13 protein-coding genes are annotated in these 15,194 nt (G+C 54.9%); 6 read left to right on the forward strand and 7 right to left on the reverse strand.

Annotation, left to right across the window (positions count from 1 at the left end):
• The first annotated feature begins 13 nt into the window (after positions 1–13).
• Complete coding sequence (gene acs, locus ACQKLP_RS24905) at positions 14–1,927, forward strand: acetate--CoA ligase (RefSeq protein ID WP_427325787.1); 1,914 nt, start codon at positions 14–16, stop codon at positions 1,925–1,927.
• An 80-nt stretch (positions 1,928–2,007) separates the two neighbouring features.
• On the opposite strand, the gene ACQKLP_RS24910 is transcribed toward acs, so the two are convergent.
• The 6 genes from ACQKLP_RS24910 to ACQKLP_RS24935 all read right to left on the reverse strand — a co-directional run bounded on the left by ACQKLP_RS24910 (position 2,008) and on the right by ACQKLP_RS24935 (position 8,696).
• Positions 2,008–2,562: a L,D-transpeptidase family protein gene (locus tag ACQKLP_RS24910; RefSeq protein WP_427325789.1), complete on the reverse strand. Its 555-nt coding sequence runs from the start codon at positions 2,560–2,562 to the stop codon at positions 2,008–2,010.
• A gap of 121 nt (positions 2,563–2,683) precedes the next feature.
• Positions 2,684–5,623 carry a M16 family metallopeptidase gene (locus ACQKLP_RS24915; protein ID WP_427325790.1) on the reverse strand — a complete coding sequence of 980 codons (2,940 nt, stop codon included), beginning with the start codon at positions 5,621–5,623 and terminating at the stop codon, positions 2,684–2,686.
• An 86-nt stretch (positions 5,624–5,709) separates the two neighbouring features.
• Positions 5,710–6,042, reverse strand: coding sequence for a hypothetical protein (locus tag ACQKLP_RS24920; protein ID WP_427325791.1), 333 nt, complete (start codon positions 6,040–6,042; stop codon positions 5,710–5,712).
• A gap of 122 nt (positions 6,043–6,164) precedes the next feature.
• Positions 6,165–7,100 (reverse strand): outer membrane beta-barrel protein, encoded by a 936-nt coding sequence (locus ACQKLP_RS24925; RefSeq protein ID WP_427325792.1) that lies wholly within the window; start codon positions 7,098–7,100, stop codon positions 6,165–6,167.
• A gap of 32 nt (positions 7,101–7,132) precedes the next feature.
• Positions 7,133–8,185 carry a hypothetical protein gene (locus ACQKLP_RS24930; protein WP_427325794.1) on the reverse strand — a complete coding sequence of 351 codons (1,053 nt, stop codon included), beginning with the start codon at positions 8,183–8,185 and terminating at the stop codon, positions 7,133–7,135.
• A gap of 25 nt (positions 8,186–8,210) precedes the next feature.
• Positions 8,211–8,696 (reverse strand): RNA polymerase sigma factor, encoded by a 486-nt coding sequence (locus ACQKLP_RS24935; RefSeq protein ID WP_341841945.1) that lies wholly within the window; start codon positions 8,694–8,696, stop codon positions 8,211–8,213.
• A 370-nt stretch (positions 8,697–9,066) separates the two neighbouring features.
• Here ACQKLP_RS24935 and kbl point away from each other — a divergent pair, with 370 nt between their 5' ends.
• From kbl to ACQKLP_RS24960, 5 genes are all read left to right on the forward strand, one after another.
• A complete protein-coding gene (kbl, locus tag ACQKLP_RS24940; RefSeq protein WP_427325796.1) occupies positions 9,067–10,269 on the forward strand; it encodes a glycine C-acetyltransferase in 1,203 nt (400 codons plus the stop codon).
• A 139-nt stretch (positions 10,270–10,408) separates the two neighbouring features.
• Entirely contained in the window at positions 10,409–11,173 is a 765-nt protein-coding gene (locus ACQKLP_RS24945) for a penicillin-binding transpeptidase domain-containing protein (RefSeq protein WP_427325797.1), read from the forward strand.
• A gap of 108 nt (positions 11,174–11,281) precedes the next feature.
• Positions 11,282–12,322, forward strand: coding sequence for a VWA domain-containing protein (locus tag ACQKLP_RS24950; RefSeq protein WP_427325798.1), 1,041 nt, complete (start codon positions 11,282–11,284; stop codon positions 12,320–12,322).
• Positions 12,319–13,071 (forward strand): tetratricopeptide repeat protein, encoded by a 753-nt coding sequence (locus ACQKLP_RS24955; RefSeq protein ID WP_427325799.1) that lies wholly within the window; start codon positions 12,319–12,321, stop codon positions 13,069–13,071. The genes ACQKLP_RS24950 and ACQKLP_RS24955 overlap by 4 nt, the downstream gene beginning before the upstream one ends.
• Positions 13,072–13,098: 27 nt before the next feature.
• Positions 13,099–13,935: a YitT family protein gene (locus ACQKLP_RS24960; protein WP_341841949.1), complete on the forward strand. Its 837-nt coding sequence runs from the start codon at positions 13,099–13,101 to the stop codon at positions 13,933–13,935.
• Positions 13,936–14,098: 163 nt separating this feature from the next.
• Here the strand turns inward: ACQKLP_RS24960 and ACQKLP_RS24965 are convergent, their stop codons facing one another.
• A complete protein-coding gene (locus ACQKLP_RS24965; RefSeq protein WP_427325801.1) occupies positions 14,099–14,959 on the reverse strand; it encodes a helix-turn-helix domain-containing protein in 861 nt (286 codons plus the stop codon).
• Between the last annotated feature and the right edge of the window lie 235 nt (positions 14,960–15,194).

Raw genomic sequence — 15,194 nt, forward strand, 5'->3', positions numbered from 1 at the left:
TCTATCTGGTATCATGTCGTACCCGTACCAACTCAAGAGTTTTGACGAATATAAACAGGCCTGGCAGCACAGTGTTACGGATCCGGAGGGATTCTGGGCCAATGTGGCGGACCATTTTTACTGGCGCCGCAAATGGGATAAAGTGCTGGAATGGGATTTCAAGCAACCCGACGTAAAATGGTTCACCGGAGCGAAGCTGAACATTACCGAAAACTGTCTCGACAGGCACCTGGGCACCCTGGGCAATCAGCCCGCCATCATCTGGGAGCCCAACGATCCGGAGGAGCGCCATCGCATCCTTACTTACCGTGAATTGTACAATAAGGTTTGCCAGTTCGCCAATGTGCTGAAGAATAATGGCGTGAAGAAAGGCGACCGCGTTTGTATTTATATGGGGATGATCCCCGAGCTCGCCATCGCCGTACTGGCCTGCGCCCGCATCGGCGCCATCCACTCGGTGGTTTTCGGCGGCTTCTCCGCACAATCGATCGCCGACCGTATCCAGGACGCCCAGGCCTCCCTGGTGATCACCTGCGACGGGGCTTTCCGCGGCGCAAAAGACATTCCGCTCAAATCCGTGATAGACGATGCCCTCATGGCTTGCCCGTCCGTTAAGAAAGTGATCGTCTGCACCCGGACCCGCACCCCGGTTTCCATGCTGAAAGGCCGCGACGTGTGGTGGGAAGACGAGATCAAAGCCGTGGAAACACAAGGCAACCCGCCCGTTCCCGCCGAGGAAATGGATGCTGAAGACATGCTCTTCATCCTCTACACTTCCGGCTCCACCGGCAAGCCCAAAGGCGTGGTGCACACCTGCGCCGGCTACATGGTTTACGCCAATTACACCTTCATCAATTCGTTCCAGTATAAACCCGGCCAGGTATTTTTCTGCACGGCAGACATCGGCTGGATCACCGGTCATTCCTACATCGTCTACGGCCCCCTCAGCGCAGGCGCCACCACGCTTATGTTCGAAGGCGTTCCCACTTACCCGGACGCCGGCCGTTTCTGGGACATCGTCGACAAATACCGCGTAAACGTGCTCTACACCGCGCCCACCGCCATTCGCAGCCTCATGGGCTTCGGGCTCGGGCCGGTCAACCATAAAGACCTCAGCTCCCTCACCACCCTCGGCACCGTGGGCGAGCCCATCAACGAGGAGGCCTGGCATTGGTACAAAGACCAGATCGGCAAAGGCAGATGCCCCATCACCGACACCTGGTGGCAAACCGAAACGGGCGGCATCATGATCGCCCCCATCGCCGGCATCACCCCGGAAAAACCCGGCTACGCCACTCTCCCGCTGCCCGGCATCCAGCCCGTGCTCGTGGATGAAAACGGCCAGGAAATCACCGGCAACGGCGTGAACGGCAACCTCTGCATCAAGTTCCCCTGGCCCGGCATGATCCGCACCACCTACGGCGATCACGAACGCTGCCGCACCACGTACTTCTCTACGTACGATAATCTCTATTTCACCGGCGACGGCTGCCTTCGCGACGAAGACGGATTTTACCGCATCACCGGCCGTGTAGACGATGTACTCAACGTGAGCGGCCACCGCATCGGCACCGCTGAAGTGGAAAACGCCATCAACATGCACGCAGGCGTAGTGGAAAGCGCCGTGGTAGGCTATCCGCACGATATCAAAGGCCAGGGCATCTACGCTTACGTCATTTCCGAACTGCACGTAAAAGATCCCGAGCTCACGAAGAAAGATATCATGCAGACCGTTGCCCGCATCATCGGCCCCATCGCGAAACCGGACAAAATCCAGTTCGTGAGCGGCCTGCCGAAAACGCGCTCGGGCAAAATCATGCGCCGCATCCTCCGCAAAATCGCCGAAGGCGAGCTCGATAATCTCGGCGACACGTCTACCCTGCTAGACCCCGCCGTAGTGGAGGAAATCAAACTCGGAAAACTGTAATTCATTCGCAGATACGCAAACGAAAAGAGGGATACGATGCGTATCCCTCTTTTTTTATATGGTTAACGTGGTTACGTATTTTACGGGCGGATCACGACGGGCGTTCCCACCTTCACGACGTTGTAAATCTCGTTGATGTCCCCGTTTTTCAGGCTGACGCAACCCAACGTCCAGTTGATGCGCCGGTCTACATAATAATCCAGGATGCCCGAGGCGCTCTCCACCCCATGAATCCCGATGCCGCCGCCAAGGCTCGCGTCAGACCGGACCTGCCCCGCATTCACACGGCGCCCGTGCTTTTCGTACGACTCGCTGTTCGGGTAATCCAGTAACATAAACCGGCTCCAGCGCCCGTCTACCCGCTTCTGCTGGATCCGGAAAGTGCCGTTGGGCGTGCGCTTGTCGCCCTCCACCATCTTGTCTGACTGGTCATTACTGCCAAAAACCACTTTGTAGATTTTGATCAGCGTAACATCTTCGTACACATACATGCGGTAATCACTTTTATCGACCAGGAGGAAAACTTTGTCCGCATCGATGCGGGAAGGGTCCAGCCGGACGGTGTAAAGGTCAGCGTAGTTGTGCTCAAACGCGAAAAGCGGCAACAGGAGGATCAGACAGCAAATTCGCCACATGGATATACAGTCGGTTATTCAGTTTATGTCTTTCCGTTTAACGCATGAACGATTCCAATATTGTGCAAACGAAAAAGAGCGCCCGGGGGCGCTCTTTCAAGTGATTTATTATCAATGCGGATCAGTAACCGAAAATTTCTTCGAGGGAAAGTTTCTGTACGTCGCCGTATTTTTTCAGATCGTCGGCCGCCAGTCTTTTCTCCGACGCCACGATACAATAAGTGTACGGTTTACCCGAAACTTCCGTTTGATGCAGCTGTTGCAGGTCGCTGAATTTCAGCTGGCCGGCGCGTTCGTAAACGGATTTGCGGATATCGGAATCGAGCCCCAGCTTGAGGGCGCCGAGGTAATTGAACACGATACCATCTTGCGTGATACGCTCGGTTTCAATGCCTTTGCGCATGCTGCTCCGCGCCGTCTCGAACGCCTTGTCGGATTCGGGAAGCGTGGTCAGTAGTTCGTTCATCCCCACGATCGCCTCGTTGATCTTGTCTGCCTGGCTGCCCACATACGCGAGCATGGAATATTTGTCGTCCTTCTTCACGGGGGAAGCATAAAACGCATACGTAGAATACGCCAGCGCCTTCGATTCGCGGATGGTCTGGAAGACGATGGAGCCCATTCCGTAACCGAAATAGTTGTTGTACAGGTCTACCACCGCGGTGCGGGAAGCGTCGTACCCATCGGTATTGCGCACCCAGTTCACTTCGGCCTGCACCATATCGTAATCGGCGAACAACACTTTGTTGCCGGTATTCACCGTGCGGGTAAACGCCACGGCCGGCTTCGCTTCCTTAAAGGCAGCCGGTTGTTTGTGCAGGCGCGCCACGTCTCCGGAAACGCTCGCCATCGTAGCCGGACCGTAATAAATCACGGAGTGGCGGATGTTGGAAAGGTCGTGCAGCTGCTGTACGAGCCCTTCGGCCGTCAGCGCGTTCAGCTCTTCGTTGCTGAGTTGCAGGTTGAAGGGATTTTTTGCGCCATACGTTGCATAGCTGCGCAGCCCGCGGAGGATCGACGCCTTGTTCAGCTTATTGTCAGCACGCGATTTCAGCATGCGGTTCTTCAGCCCGGTGAGCACTTTTTCGTCTGCCTTGCACTGCGTCAGCAAGTGATCGAACAGGGCCACGGCTTTGTCGAAATTTTCCTGGAGGCCGGAAAGCGTTACGGTTGTTTCCTCGTTTTCCACGTTCACGGAAAAGTTGCAGGCGATCTGGTAGAATTGCTTGCTGATGTCTTCCGACGTGTATTTATCGGTACCGGCGAGCTTCAGGTATTCCAGCGCCATGCCGAGCTGGCGGTCGGAGAAGTTGCCCATGTCGAAACGGTAGTGAAGGCGGAAAAGGCTGTTGTCCTTATTCTGCACGTACAACAGTTCCGCAGGGCCGGCCTTCCCTTTCTGGATATCCTTCTGGAAATCGAGCCAGAGCGGCTGCACGGGCGTTTCGGGCATGGCGGCCACTTTTTTCAGGAAGTCGGACTGTGCATCGCGGTTCACGGCTACGGGCGTGATGGGCGGCTTGTCTACCTTCGCGATATTCTTGTCTTCGCCTTTGCGTTTGTAGAGCAACACGTAGTTGTTGTTCAGGAACTTGTTGGCAAAGTCGGTGATGTCTTTTTTGGTCACTTTGCTCATGGCATCGATCATGCCCACGTCGTAATTCCAGTTTTGGCCGCGGTGTTTGATGAACGCGTCCATGAGGGAGTTGGCGCGGGTTTCGTTGGATTCGAGCCCCTGTATTTCGTCCAGCTTGATGTTATTGACGATCGCCTTGATGAGGGATTCGTCGAAATCGCCGTTGCGGAGCGCGGTGAGCTGCGACAGCAGGAGATCTTTCACGTCATCCAGCGACTGGTCCTGTTTGGCGCGGCCGTTGAGCGAAAACACGGCATAGTCTTTCCAGGGATAGAGGCTGATGGATGCGCGGAGGAGTTTCTGTTGCTGGTTGAGGTTGAGATCGAGCAGACCGGCTTTGCCGTTAGACAGGACGTAGGCCACCACATTGAGGAGCACGGTATTGCGGGTGTCTGTTGCGCCCGGCATGCGGAATGCGAGGCTGATGTTCTCGGCATCGGGCCCGAACACTTCTTTCACGATGGGCCGGGTGATGGGCTGCTCTTTCGGGCCGGTGTATTCGGTAACGGGCTTGGGCTTCATGTAGCTGAAGGCCGCGTCAACCTTACGGATCACGTAATCCGGATCAAAATCTCCGGCGAAAATGATGGCCATGTTGTTCGGTACGTAGTACTTGTTGTAGAACTTGCGGATCTCGATGAGCGAGGGGTTCTTCAGGTGCTCGATGGTACCGATGGTGGATTGCTGGCCGTAGTTGTGGGTGGGGAACAGGGCGGTGAGGGAAGTTTCGTACATCTTCCGGCCGTCGTTGTCCAGCCCGCGGTTCTTTTCTTCATACACGGCTTCGAGCTCGGTGTGGAAGATGCGGAACTGGGGATCGCGGAAGCGTTCTGCCTGAACGGCGAGGAACTTGTCGACGGCGGTGGAGGGAATATCTTCCTGGTACACGGTTTCTTCGACCCAGGTGTGGGCGTTGGTGCCCTGGGCGCCCATGTTCGTCATCATTTTATCGTACTCGTTGGCGATGGCGAAGGTGGCCGCGACGCCGGAAACGCTGTCGATCTGCCGGTAAATGGCTTTCCGTTTGGCTTCGTCGGTGGTGCGGTTATAGGTATCGTACAGTTTTTCGATGTTATCGAGCAGGGGTTTTTCCTTTGCCCAATCGAGGCTGCCGAATTTGGAGGTGCCTTTGAACAGGAGGTGTTCCAGGTAATGCGCGAGGCCGGTGTGGGTGGCGGGGTCGCTGTTGGACCCGGCCCTGACGCCGATGAGCGTCTGAATGCGGGGATCTTTCTTGTTAACGCTGAGAATAACGGTCAGGCCGTTGGAGAGGGTGTAAAACCGGGCCTGCATCGGGTCTCCCGGAATATAGCGGTACTTGTAGCCGCCGGACTGGGCTTCTTTCCATACCGGTGGAGCGCTCTGCGAAAAGGCCGCCTGGACCAGCATAGTGGCCGATACCAGGAGCAGAAACATTTTTCTCATAAGGCGGTTGGTGTTTTATCCGCCAAATATAATGAACCCTGCGCCAAGCAAGCATGGCGTAACCGGAATATTTCCGCTCGAAAGGATTACCGGAACAAAACGTTCGTGGCCATCACCTTACGATGGTTTTCCGGGCTTTGGGTAGTGAGGAATACCGTGTCGGTCTTCACGTACAGTACGTGATAATGATCGGTAACGAAAAGATTGTGATCGCGATAAACATGAAAAACGCTGTCTGGCATGTATACCACCGATTCGGAAGCATCGGGAGCGGGCAATGTTTTGGCACTGCCGGGAATAGAAACGTCCGAGTTTCCTCCGGTTGTGGGTGCATTTGGGGCATCCGGTAACTTCAGATTGCTTGCGTGCATAGTCACGATACCTCCAACCACTACAAGAAACATCAGGATAGAACGCATACTTCTCTACTTTTTGGGAGTTTTAGTCAGTTTTATAGGATACGTCTGCCGGGTCGCTTTGCCATCTACCCGACAACGCCAAGTTTCCGTGATTTCAGTTTTCTCGGCCTTAAATGTACAAATTAGAATCCGTTAAACCTAAAACCAACTGAAAATGGATACTGCTCGAGCCCATACTCGTGAAGGGGGGTGAGTGCGAAATTGCTGTATAATTTAACAGGTCCGTAACCTAATTCGCCGGTCAGCGCAAAACGCCATTTGTTCAGGCTGAATTCGTCTGTCAATCTTTCCTTGCCTCTCTCCTCACTGATCTGTTTGGTGCGTGCCTTCAACAGATACCCTCCTTGTACGCCCATGCTCATCTTGAAAGACCGGTTCGGGCGCGCGGGATTGGCTGTATAGTTCAGCATCAATGGAACGGACAGATACTCTACAAACAACTTGTTCTTCGAAAAGTTCACCGTATCGCGGATGATCGTGGTGGGGTAACCCGGCACATAGCTGATGTTCCGCGCAAAACGGTAATTGTTCATCTCCAGGCCTGCCGCATAGATCAGGTTGATCTTGTGCTTGTACAGGTTCAGCTTTTGCATGATGATCCAGATATTCACGTTCATCGACTTCCCGGGGATCAGTTTGAACTCGGAAGGCGTCAACGGCTGGCTTGCCATCCGCGGAGCGAAGCTGTTCAGCGCCGCGCCGGAATAATCGAAGCTTTTGTCGTAATAAACAGGGCTGGCGTAAGACGATCCCAGGAAACCGGAATTATTGGCCGGGTGCAGAGACACGATGGCCGCGCCGTTGTAATCGCTCTCGTCGCGATAGTTATTGAAACCCACGTCGAATACGAGCCAGCGGGTGTGGAGGTTCTTTTTCAGCTTCTGGCGGGCATATCCCGTATCCTGGTAAGCCCTGAACACGTTCTTCCCTTCGGCATTCCTGCCTTTGACGATCACCAGTCCCTTGATCTGAATGGTATCGATCGCAGCCTGCCTTTGCGCGAGCGCGGCGGCAGAAACGAAGACCAGTAAGCAACTGAGTAAAATTTTACACTTCATATATCTATACCGTTTAACCGGTTAGTTGGATGTTATCTGTTATTCCTTTTTTTGGCGAAGATGCGGGCCACGTTCGTCACCTTGTCCAACACCTTGCTTTCGAGCCCGTTCCCCGTTACCGACATGATCAGCTCACCGGGCGGCTCGGGCGCCGCCGTGGCCAGGGATGCGGTATGCTGCACGTCGATCGACGCTTTGACGGGCGCGGTTTCCGGCTCTTTGATTCCCGCTGCCGCAGGGGAAATGCTGGCGTTCACCGAAGCCGCTTCGGGCCGCGGGGCCGGGCGGTCAATGGTGTTGAGCGCGAGCAGGGTATTGGAAGCTGCGGGCGTCGCGTCGGCAGGTTCTTGCACCAAATCGTCTTTTTCGGACGGAACCACCGTAGTTACCGGGCGTTGCTTCGTGGCATTCGCTGCGTTACGCGGCTGAATGCCGGCGTCTGCCAGCGCAGCGGCTTTCTCCGGCGAAGCCGGAAGTGTTTCCGCGGCCTGCGGCACTACCGGCGTCGCATCCGGTTGCGCGGAAGGCGCGGCGGGCTGCATTACGGCGATTGGCTGGGGTGCGGGCGCCGCGTCGTCCTGGCGGAAGGAGTTGCGCAGCAGGAAGAGGGAACCGGCCAGCATGGCGGCGGCGGCCCACCAGTAGCGACGGTCCATCCGTACCACGCGCTGCTTTTCGGCATGGCGGTAGAGGGTGGATCTGTCGCCGAAGGATACCGCGGGGTCTGGCTGCAGGCGGGTCTTTTGCCAAATGGCCAGTTCCGCGCGCAGGGCGGGATGCTCTTCCATAAAAGCTTCCAGGGCGCTCACTTCCGCGGGGGAAAGTTCGCCGTCGATATATTCGAGCAGAACGGTTTCGTAATTCCTTTCGGGAGCGGCAGATTGCCGGTAAAGGGCGGCTTTGCCGTCGAACACGGGGCCGGTCGCCGGCAGTTTGGTGGCCAGCAGCTGGTCGAGCTCCGCGCGCACCCGCGGGTTGGCGGCCACAAAAGCCTCCAGGGCAGCGGCTTCCTCGGGATTCAGCTCGCCGTCTACATAACTGTAGAGATACTCCTCGTAGTTCGATATGTGAATGTCGACTGACATAAAATTCTGATTTTGAATACCTTGACTAAATCACGTTTTCCATTTTCACGAGATATTCCTTGAGATGCGCCCTGGCCCGGTGGAGATATACTTTTACCTGCGAGGCATTGAGCTGCATGATTTCGCCGATCTCATCGTAACTGTACCCTTCATAGTCCTTCAGCAAGATGAGCGATCGCTGTACGTCGCTCAGCCGGTCGAGGGCTTTTTCTATGATACTCCGTGCGTTATGTATCTTCTGGTCCGATATTTTCGTTTCTTCCCGGAACTCTTCCACCAACGTTACCCGCTTCACCTTCCGGACATGGTCGATCATATTATGGTAAGCCACAGTAAAGAGATAACTCTTGGCCTTTTCAAAAGGCACATCACTAACGTGCTTCCATAATATCTCGAACGCATTCTGGACAACGTCCCGGGCATCTTCCGAGTGCCCCAGGTTCTTCACGATGAAACGGAAGAGATTATCGCTGTACAGATCTACGCATTTGTTATACTCCTTTTCCGTCATCCGGCGATAGGTTCTTTAGCGTGCTAAGTTCCGACAAATTGTTGAATAGTGCCGTTTTCCCGGTCCAGCCACGGCGCCATGACAATTGTACGGAAAGCACGATGCCCGATGAGCCTGCACACGCTTCCGTTGGCGCAAAACGCCCTTTTGGAAGATAAAATGTCAGCAAGCCTGCCGAATGCACCAGCAAACAGTTCGTCTCGTCATAATCCAACCGTCTGTGATAATTATATGACGCAAACCGTGAATTAAATGTTACACCTCCGTCAATTTTTTTCCCTTGCGGCCGATTCCCCATTTCCGCCCGCAGGAAGCGTAATACATTTATTGCCCTAACTTTGTTAGACAAGAGCTATAAAAAAGGTGCAACATGAATCAGAACTTCGTAAAACGTTTACAAACCGAGCTGGAGGAAATCGATAACGCCGGCTTGTACAAGCGGGAAAGGATCATCACTTCCGAGCAGGGCGCCGAAATCACGGTGAACGGCAAAACCGTCATCAACCTCTGCGCAAACAACTACCTCGGGCTTTCCTCCCACCCCAAAGTTGTCGCCGCCGCCAAAGACGCGATCGACACCCATGGCTACGGTATGAGCAGTGTGAGGTTCATCTGCGGCACCCAGGACATTCACCGCGAACTGGAAGAGAAAATCTCCAAATTCCTCGGCACGGAAGACACCATCCTCTATGTTGCCGCCTTCGACGCCAACGGCGGGGTATTCGAGCCCCTCTTCGGCGAACAGGACGCCATCATCTCCGATGCCCTCAACCATGCCTCCATTATCGACGGCGTCCGCCTCTGCAAAGCACAGCGCTTCCGCTACGAACATAATAACATGGCCGACCTGGAAGCCAAGCTCCAGGAAGCCAAAGGCGCCCGCAGCCGCATTATCGTGACCGACGGCTCCTTCTCCATGGACGGCACCATCGCCCAGCTCGACAAGATCTGCGACCTGGCCGATAAATACGACGCCATCGTCATGACCGACGAATCCCACTCCAGCGGCTTCCTCGGCAAAACCGGCCGTGGCACCCACGAATACCGTGGCGTGATGGGCCGGGTAGACATTATCACCGGCACGCTCGGCAAAGCCCTCGGCGGCGCTTCCGGCGGTTTCACCAGCGGCCCGAAGGAAGTGATCGACATCCTCCGCCAGCGGAGCCGTCCGTACCTGTTCTCCAACTCCGTGGCCCCCAGCATCGTAGGCGCGTCCATCGCCGTGCTCGATATGCTGAGCGAAACCACCGAGCTGCGCGACCAGCTGGAGTTCAACACGAAATATTTCCGCGAGAAAATGACCGCCGCCGGGTTCGACATCAAGCCGGGCGATCACCCCATCGTTCCCGTCATGCTGTACGATGCCAAGCTGAGCCAGGATTTTGCAGACAAACTGCTGGCGGAAGGCATTTACGTGATCGGGTTCTTCTACCCCGTGGTGCCCAAAGGCCAGGCGCGCATCCGCGTGCAGCTGAGCGCGGCGCATACACAGGCGCACCTGGACAAGGCCATCGCAGCGTTCACGAAGGTGGGCAAGGAACTGGGCGTGCTGAAAACGGCCGAAACCGTATAATATTCAAATACATATCAACCGGGAAGGCGGCTCCGGCCGCCTTTTTTCATGCCCGGCGGCGAAACCTGATCTGCATCATCCCTCCTTTTACGGGGGAAGCCTTACTTTTGCAGTCTCGATCAAAAAAATTTACCGCTTGATGAAAAGATTCGGCCTGTTACTGATCGCCGCGGCCCTCGGGCTCGGTGCCTGCACTCCCAACAACGTGAAAGATGCGAAAGAGTGGCAGCAATACTTTGCGAAGCACAAGCTGGAAGGCTGTTTTATGCTGTTCGACAACGGGCAGGGCACCTTCCGGGTCTATAATATCGACCGCGCCAAAGAGCGCATGGTACCGGCCGGCATCTTTGAGCCGTTCCTCGCCCTTACCGGCCTGCAAACGGGCGCCATCCGCGACTCCGTGGTGACCGTTGCCGGGGAGCCTTTCAACCAGGCCTTCCGCAACGCATCGCTGCCCGCCTTCCAGGAAGTGGCCCGCACCATCGGGAAAGACACCCTCCAGCGGTGGATGGACTCCGTCGGCTTCGGCAACCGCAAAATCAGCCGGGTAGACACCTTCTGGCTCGATAACTCGCTGCAGATCAGTCCAGACGAAGTGCTCGGCTTCACCAAGCAACTCTATTTCTCCCAACTCCCCTACCAGAAGCGCGCGCAGGAGCTCACCGCCGGGCTCATGATCATGGAAAAGACCCCTAAATACGTTTTCGCCTGGAAAGCCGGCGAAGCCCGCACCGGCGCCAAAAGGACCGGCTGGGTAACCGGCTGGATCGAGGAGAACCTCCATCCCTCCTTCTTCGTCCTCAATTTCGAGACGGAAGACCCTTCGGCCGACATGAAAGCACTGGGCCAGGAGCTGACGCGCAACATCCTTTCCAGCGAAGGATTTTACAAAGGGGAACGATAGGGTGTTAAAAAACTGGTAAAACATTTCCCCTGACCCTTGTAATACGTTACAAAAAAATTATTTTTGAATCACTTCCCGGCCTTTGCCCGGGAAGTGGCGTTTTACAACATGCTTAGATTCCAACATACAGAGTATTTGTGGGCGTTCGCGCTCCTGGTCGTACTGGCGCTCGCTTTCTTCTGGGTTTCCTGGTGGAAGCGCCGGTCTATCCGCCGCATCGGCGACCCCGCTATGGTGGAAAAACTGTTCAGCGGATATTCCCGCAAACTCTTCACCCTCAAGTTCATCCTCGTTTTCCTCGCCTTTTTCTTCGGCGTGATCGGCCTGGCCAACCTGCAGAAAGGGAGCCGCGTGGAAAAGATCACCCGTAAAGGCGTAGACGTGATCATCGCGCTGGACGTGAGCAAGAGCATGCTCGCCACAGACGCCAAGCCCGACCGGCTTACCCGGGCCAAGCAGCTCGTGACCCGGCTCATGGAAAAGATGGACAACGATCGTATAGGGATGGTCGTTTTCGCGGGGAACGCCTATCTCCAGATGCCGCTGACGGTCGATTATTCCGCCGCGCGCATGTACCTGGGCAGCATCACGCCCGATCTCATCCCCCGACAGGGCACCGAAATCGGCGAAGCCATCCGCGTGAGCGACGAAGCCTTCAACAAGAAAGAACGCAAACATAAAGCCCTCATCGTTATTTCAGACGGTGAAGACCACCAGGAAGGCGCCGTTGCCGAAGCCAAAAAAGCCCTGGAAAACGGGGTGGTCATTTATACCGTGGGCATCGGCTCCCCCACCGGATCGCCCCTCCCCGACGCAGAATCCGGCGGCGTGAAAAAAGACAACGAAGGCAACACCGTTATCTCCAAACTCAACGAAGAAGAGCTCAAAAAGATCGCATCCGCCGGCAAAGGCATGTACCTGCAATTGCTGAACAATACGGACGAAGTGGTAGACGCCCTTTCCGACCGGATCGACAAAATGGAACAGAAAGAGTTCGGCGAGAACGTGTTCACCGACTACAATAGCTATTTCCAATATTTCCTTGGCATCTGCCTCGTGCTGATCGTGCTGGAATTCTTCATTCCCGAAGGCACTTCCCGCAAGAAAACCGACGCATTGCCCGGGATACAAAAAGCGGAGGCCGCATGAAAAAGAACATCCTCCATACCATCAGCATCCTGACCGCATCCCTGCTCGCTTTCGCCCTGCCGGCGGCGGCGCAGCAAGGCACGTCCAAATACATCCGCCAGGGTAACGAACAGTATAAAAAGCAGCAGTACGCCGACGCGGAAGCCAGCTACAAAAAGGCGCTGGAGCGGAACGCAAAATCCATGGAAGGCAACTTCAACCTCGGCAATTCGCTCTACGAACAGAAACGCTACGACGCCGCGCGCCAGCAATACGCCAACGCCCTGAAAGCCCCCACCCGGAAAGAAAACGCTGCCGACGCCATGTACAACATCGGCAATACTTTCATGGAAGATAAAAAATGGGAAGAAAGCATCGCCACTTATAAAAAAGCCCTCAAAGCCAACCCGGCCGACGAACAGGCGCGATACAACCTCGCCTACGCGCAGGAAATGCTGAAAAAGCAACAGCAGAACCAGGGCGGCGGGAAAGATAACAAAGAGCAGAAAGACAAAGACAAGCAACAGAAAGACCAGCAAGACCAGCAGAACAAAGACAAGAAAGACCAGCAGGATAAAAAGGACCAGCAGCAAGACCAGAAAGATCAGAAAGATCAACAAGACCAGCAGCCAAAGCCTAAACCCAGCAAGCTCTCGCAGGAAGAAGCGAAACGCCTCCTCCAGGCATTGGCGCAACAGGAAAAGAAGCTCCAGGAAGATAAGATGAAGAAAACCAAGGGCTCGCCCGTGAGCGTGGAAAAGGACTGGTAATTTCAGGCCTTCCCGTACCTTTGCGGCATGAAAGTGCACGCCTGGAACATTTTCCTGATCCTGCTCGGATCGTTCATATTCGCCATCGGTATTAATTTCCTCGCCATCCCCAGCCAACTTTCCGAAGGCGGGGTGATCGGCATTTCCATATTATCGCATTATCTGCTGGGATGGTCTGCCGGCCTGGTGAACCTCCTCATCAATGCGGTGCTCATGATCGTGGGCTGGCGCCTGCTGAACCGGCGGACCGTTATCTACACCTTACTTTCCATTCTCTTTTGTTCCTTTTTTCTCTACATCACGGAGGCCAACCGGCAGCCGCCCACCAACGATCCCTTGCTGGCGGCCATCTTCGCGGGTTTGCTCGTAGGCATCGGGCTGGGGCTCGTTTTCCTTTCCGGCGGCACCACGGGCGGCGCATCCATCGTGGCGCGGGTACTGAATAAATACTTCGGATGGAGCCTCGGCAACGCCATCCTCACGTTCGATGTGGTCGTCATTTCCGCAGGTATTTTCATGATCGGCATCGAGCGTACGATGTACACTTTTATTGCCGTATACATTGGTGCGCGGGTAGTGGATTATGTGGTAGAAGGCTTCAACAGCAAGCGCGCCGTCACCATCATCTCCCCTTTCGCCGCCATCATCGCGGAAAAGATCACGCGCGGCATGAACCGCGGCGCCACCGTGCTCCACGGCCACGGCGCCTATACGAAAGACCCCAAGGAAGTGCTGTACGTCATCATCAACAAGCAGGAGCTGATGGAACTGAAAAGAGTAGTGGCGGAAGTGGATGCCGAAGCATTTACGGTCATCCATGAAGTGCATGAAGTCCTCGGCCGGGGGTTCTCCATCGGGAAATAAAAAAACCGTCCTGGTCGTAGGACGGCTTTTTGCTTACTTTCCTTTCCAAAATGTAAAAAAACGCGCTTGAAACGCGTTATAAAGCATGGTTTCCGTTTAAACAGATGTAAAAATAGCTTCGAATTCCTCCCCGGTGTTTGGACAAAAAGGCAATTCCATTGCACTATTTGAACACCGTTTCCCGGAATTCGTGGGGAGAAATGCCGGTATGATGCCGGAAAAAGCGGCTGAAATACGCCGGGTCCTCGAATCCCAGTTCATAACAAATCTCTTTCACATTGCGGTTGCTGAACGCCAGCTGCCTTTTGGCTTCCAGGACGAGGCGGTCGTGCACCATATCGGTCACGGTCTTGCTGATGGCTTCCCGCGCGATTTCGTTCAACCGCTTGGCCGTCAACGAGAAATGAGCGGCATAAAAGCCGGCCTGGTGCTCCTGGCGGAAGTGCTTCTCCACCAGCCGCCGCAGCTGGATGATACGGGTATCGTGGTTGTGGACGTCGGGACTGTTGACCGGGTTGTTCTTCTTCTCCCTTTCCGCCAGCAACAGAAATGCGTTCAGGTAATGTTTGATCACGAAGCTGCTTCCGCCTTCCTGCCGCAACTCTTCGCGCATCAGGGCAATGAGCTTCTGCAGGGATTCCGCCGCCGTGGCGCCGATGCGGATAGGCGCGTATTCCTGCGAATCGTCGAACAGCGTGGTGAAATCGTACAGGGTCTGCCGCTCGTGCTTGTTTTCCCAGTAAAACTGCTCGGTGAAAGTGATGCTGTATCCGTAGAAGCCCGACTTGGGCAACTGGTGCACCTGGCCGGGGCGGAGGAGGAAAAGGATGTTATCGCCCAGTTCGTAGGTCACGAAATCGACGATATGATCGCCGGCGGACCTGGTGAACCACAGTATCTGGAAAACATGATGGCGATGGGGAACACCAGCGTATTCGGTCTGGAAATGCTCCATCTCGAAAACGCTGAACTGTCCGTTTAGCGGAATCTGCTGGTAGGGTATGGTATCCTCTATCTTACTCAAAATCGATGATAGGTTATTGATTCTCAGGTTAAATGCTGACACTGGCGATGCTGGTTACAAACATTACGCACACAAAACTTGCTAAAACTAGGCAAATTATCGGGCGGGAAGCCTACCGTTCATATAATATAACAAAATAGGAGGATAGCAGCGAACGGGGAATTATTTGCTAATTTTGAAAAAATGTACTGGGTAAGATACCGTTTCCGCGATACCTCCTACAATATACATTTCA

It is taken from the genome of Chitinophaga sp. NPDC101104, assembly GCF_050277495.1.
Lineage (GTDB): Bacteria > Bacteroidota > Bacteroidia > Chitinophagales > Chitinophagaceae > Chitinophaga.

What these genes read in the sequence shown, in the direction of transcription:
- acs (WP_427325787.1), top strand. Translation starts at nt 14, where the DNA reads ATGTCGTACCCGTACCAACTCAAGAGTTTTGACGAATATAAACAGGCC.
- ACQKLP_RS24915 (WP_427325790.1), bottom strand. Translation starts at nt 5,623, where the DNA reads ATGAGAAAAATGTTTCTGCTCCTGGTATCGGCCACTATGCTGGTCCAG.
- ACQKLP_RS24910 (WP_427325789.1), bottom strand. Translation starts at nt 2,562, where the DNA reads ATGTGGCGAATTTGCTGTCTGATCCTCCTGTTGCCGCTTTTCGCGTTT.
- ACQKLP_RS24950 (WP_427325798.1), top strand. Translation starts at nt 11,282, where the DNA reads ATGCTTAGATTCCAACATACAGAGTATTTGTGGGCGTTCGCGCTCCTG.
- ACQKLP_RS24935 (WP_341841945.1), bottom strand. Translation starts at nt 8,696, where the DNA reads ATGACGGAAAAGGAGTATAACAAATGCGTAGATCTGTACAGCGATAAT.
- ACQKLP_RS24955 (WP_427325799.1), top strand. Translation starts at nt 12,319, where the DNA reads ATGAAAAAGAACATCCTCCATACCATCAGCATCCTGACCGCATCCCTG.
- ACQKLP_RS24920 (WP_427325791.1), bottom strand. Translation starts at nt 6,042, where the DNA reads ATGCGTTCTATCCTGATGTTTCTTGTAGTGGTTGGAGGTATCGTGACT.
- ACQKLP_RS24945 (WP_427325797.1), top strand. Translation starts at nt 10,409, where the DNA reads ATGAAAAGATTCGGCCTGTTACTGATCGCCGCGGCCCTCGGGCTCGGT.
- kbl (WP_427325796.1), top strand. Translation starts at nt 9,067, where the DNA reads ATGAATCAGAACTTCGTAAAACGTTTACAAACCGAGCTGGAGGAAATC.
- ACQKLP_RS24930 (WP_427325794.1), bottom strand. Translation starts at nt 8,185, where the DNA reads ATGTCAGTCGACATTCACATATCGAACTACGAGGAGTATCTCTACAGT.
- ACQKLP_RS24925 (WP_427325792.1), bottom strand. Translation starts at nt 7,100, where the DNA reads ATGAAGTGTAAAATTTTACTCAGTTGCTTACTGGTCTTCGTTTCTGCC.
- ACQKLP_RS24960 (WP_341841949.1), top strand. Translation starts at nt 13,099, where the DNA reads ATGAAAGTGCACGCCTGGAACATTTTCCTGATCCTGCTCGGATCGTTC.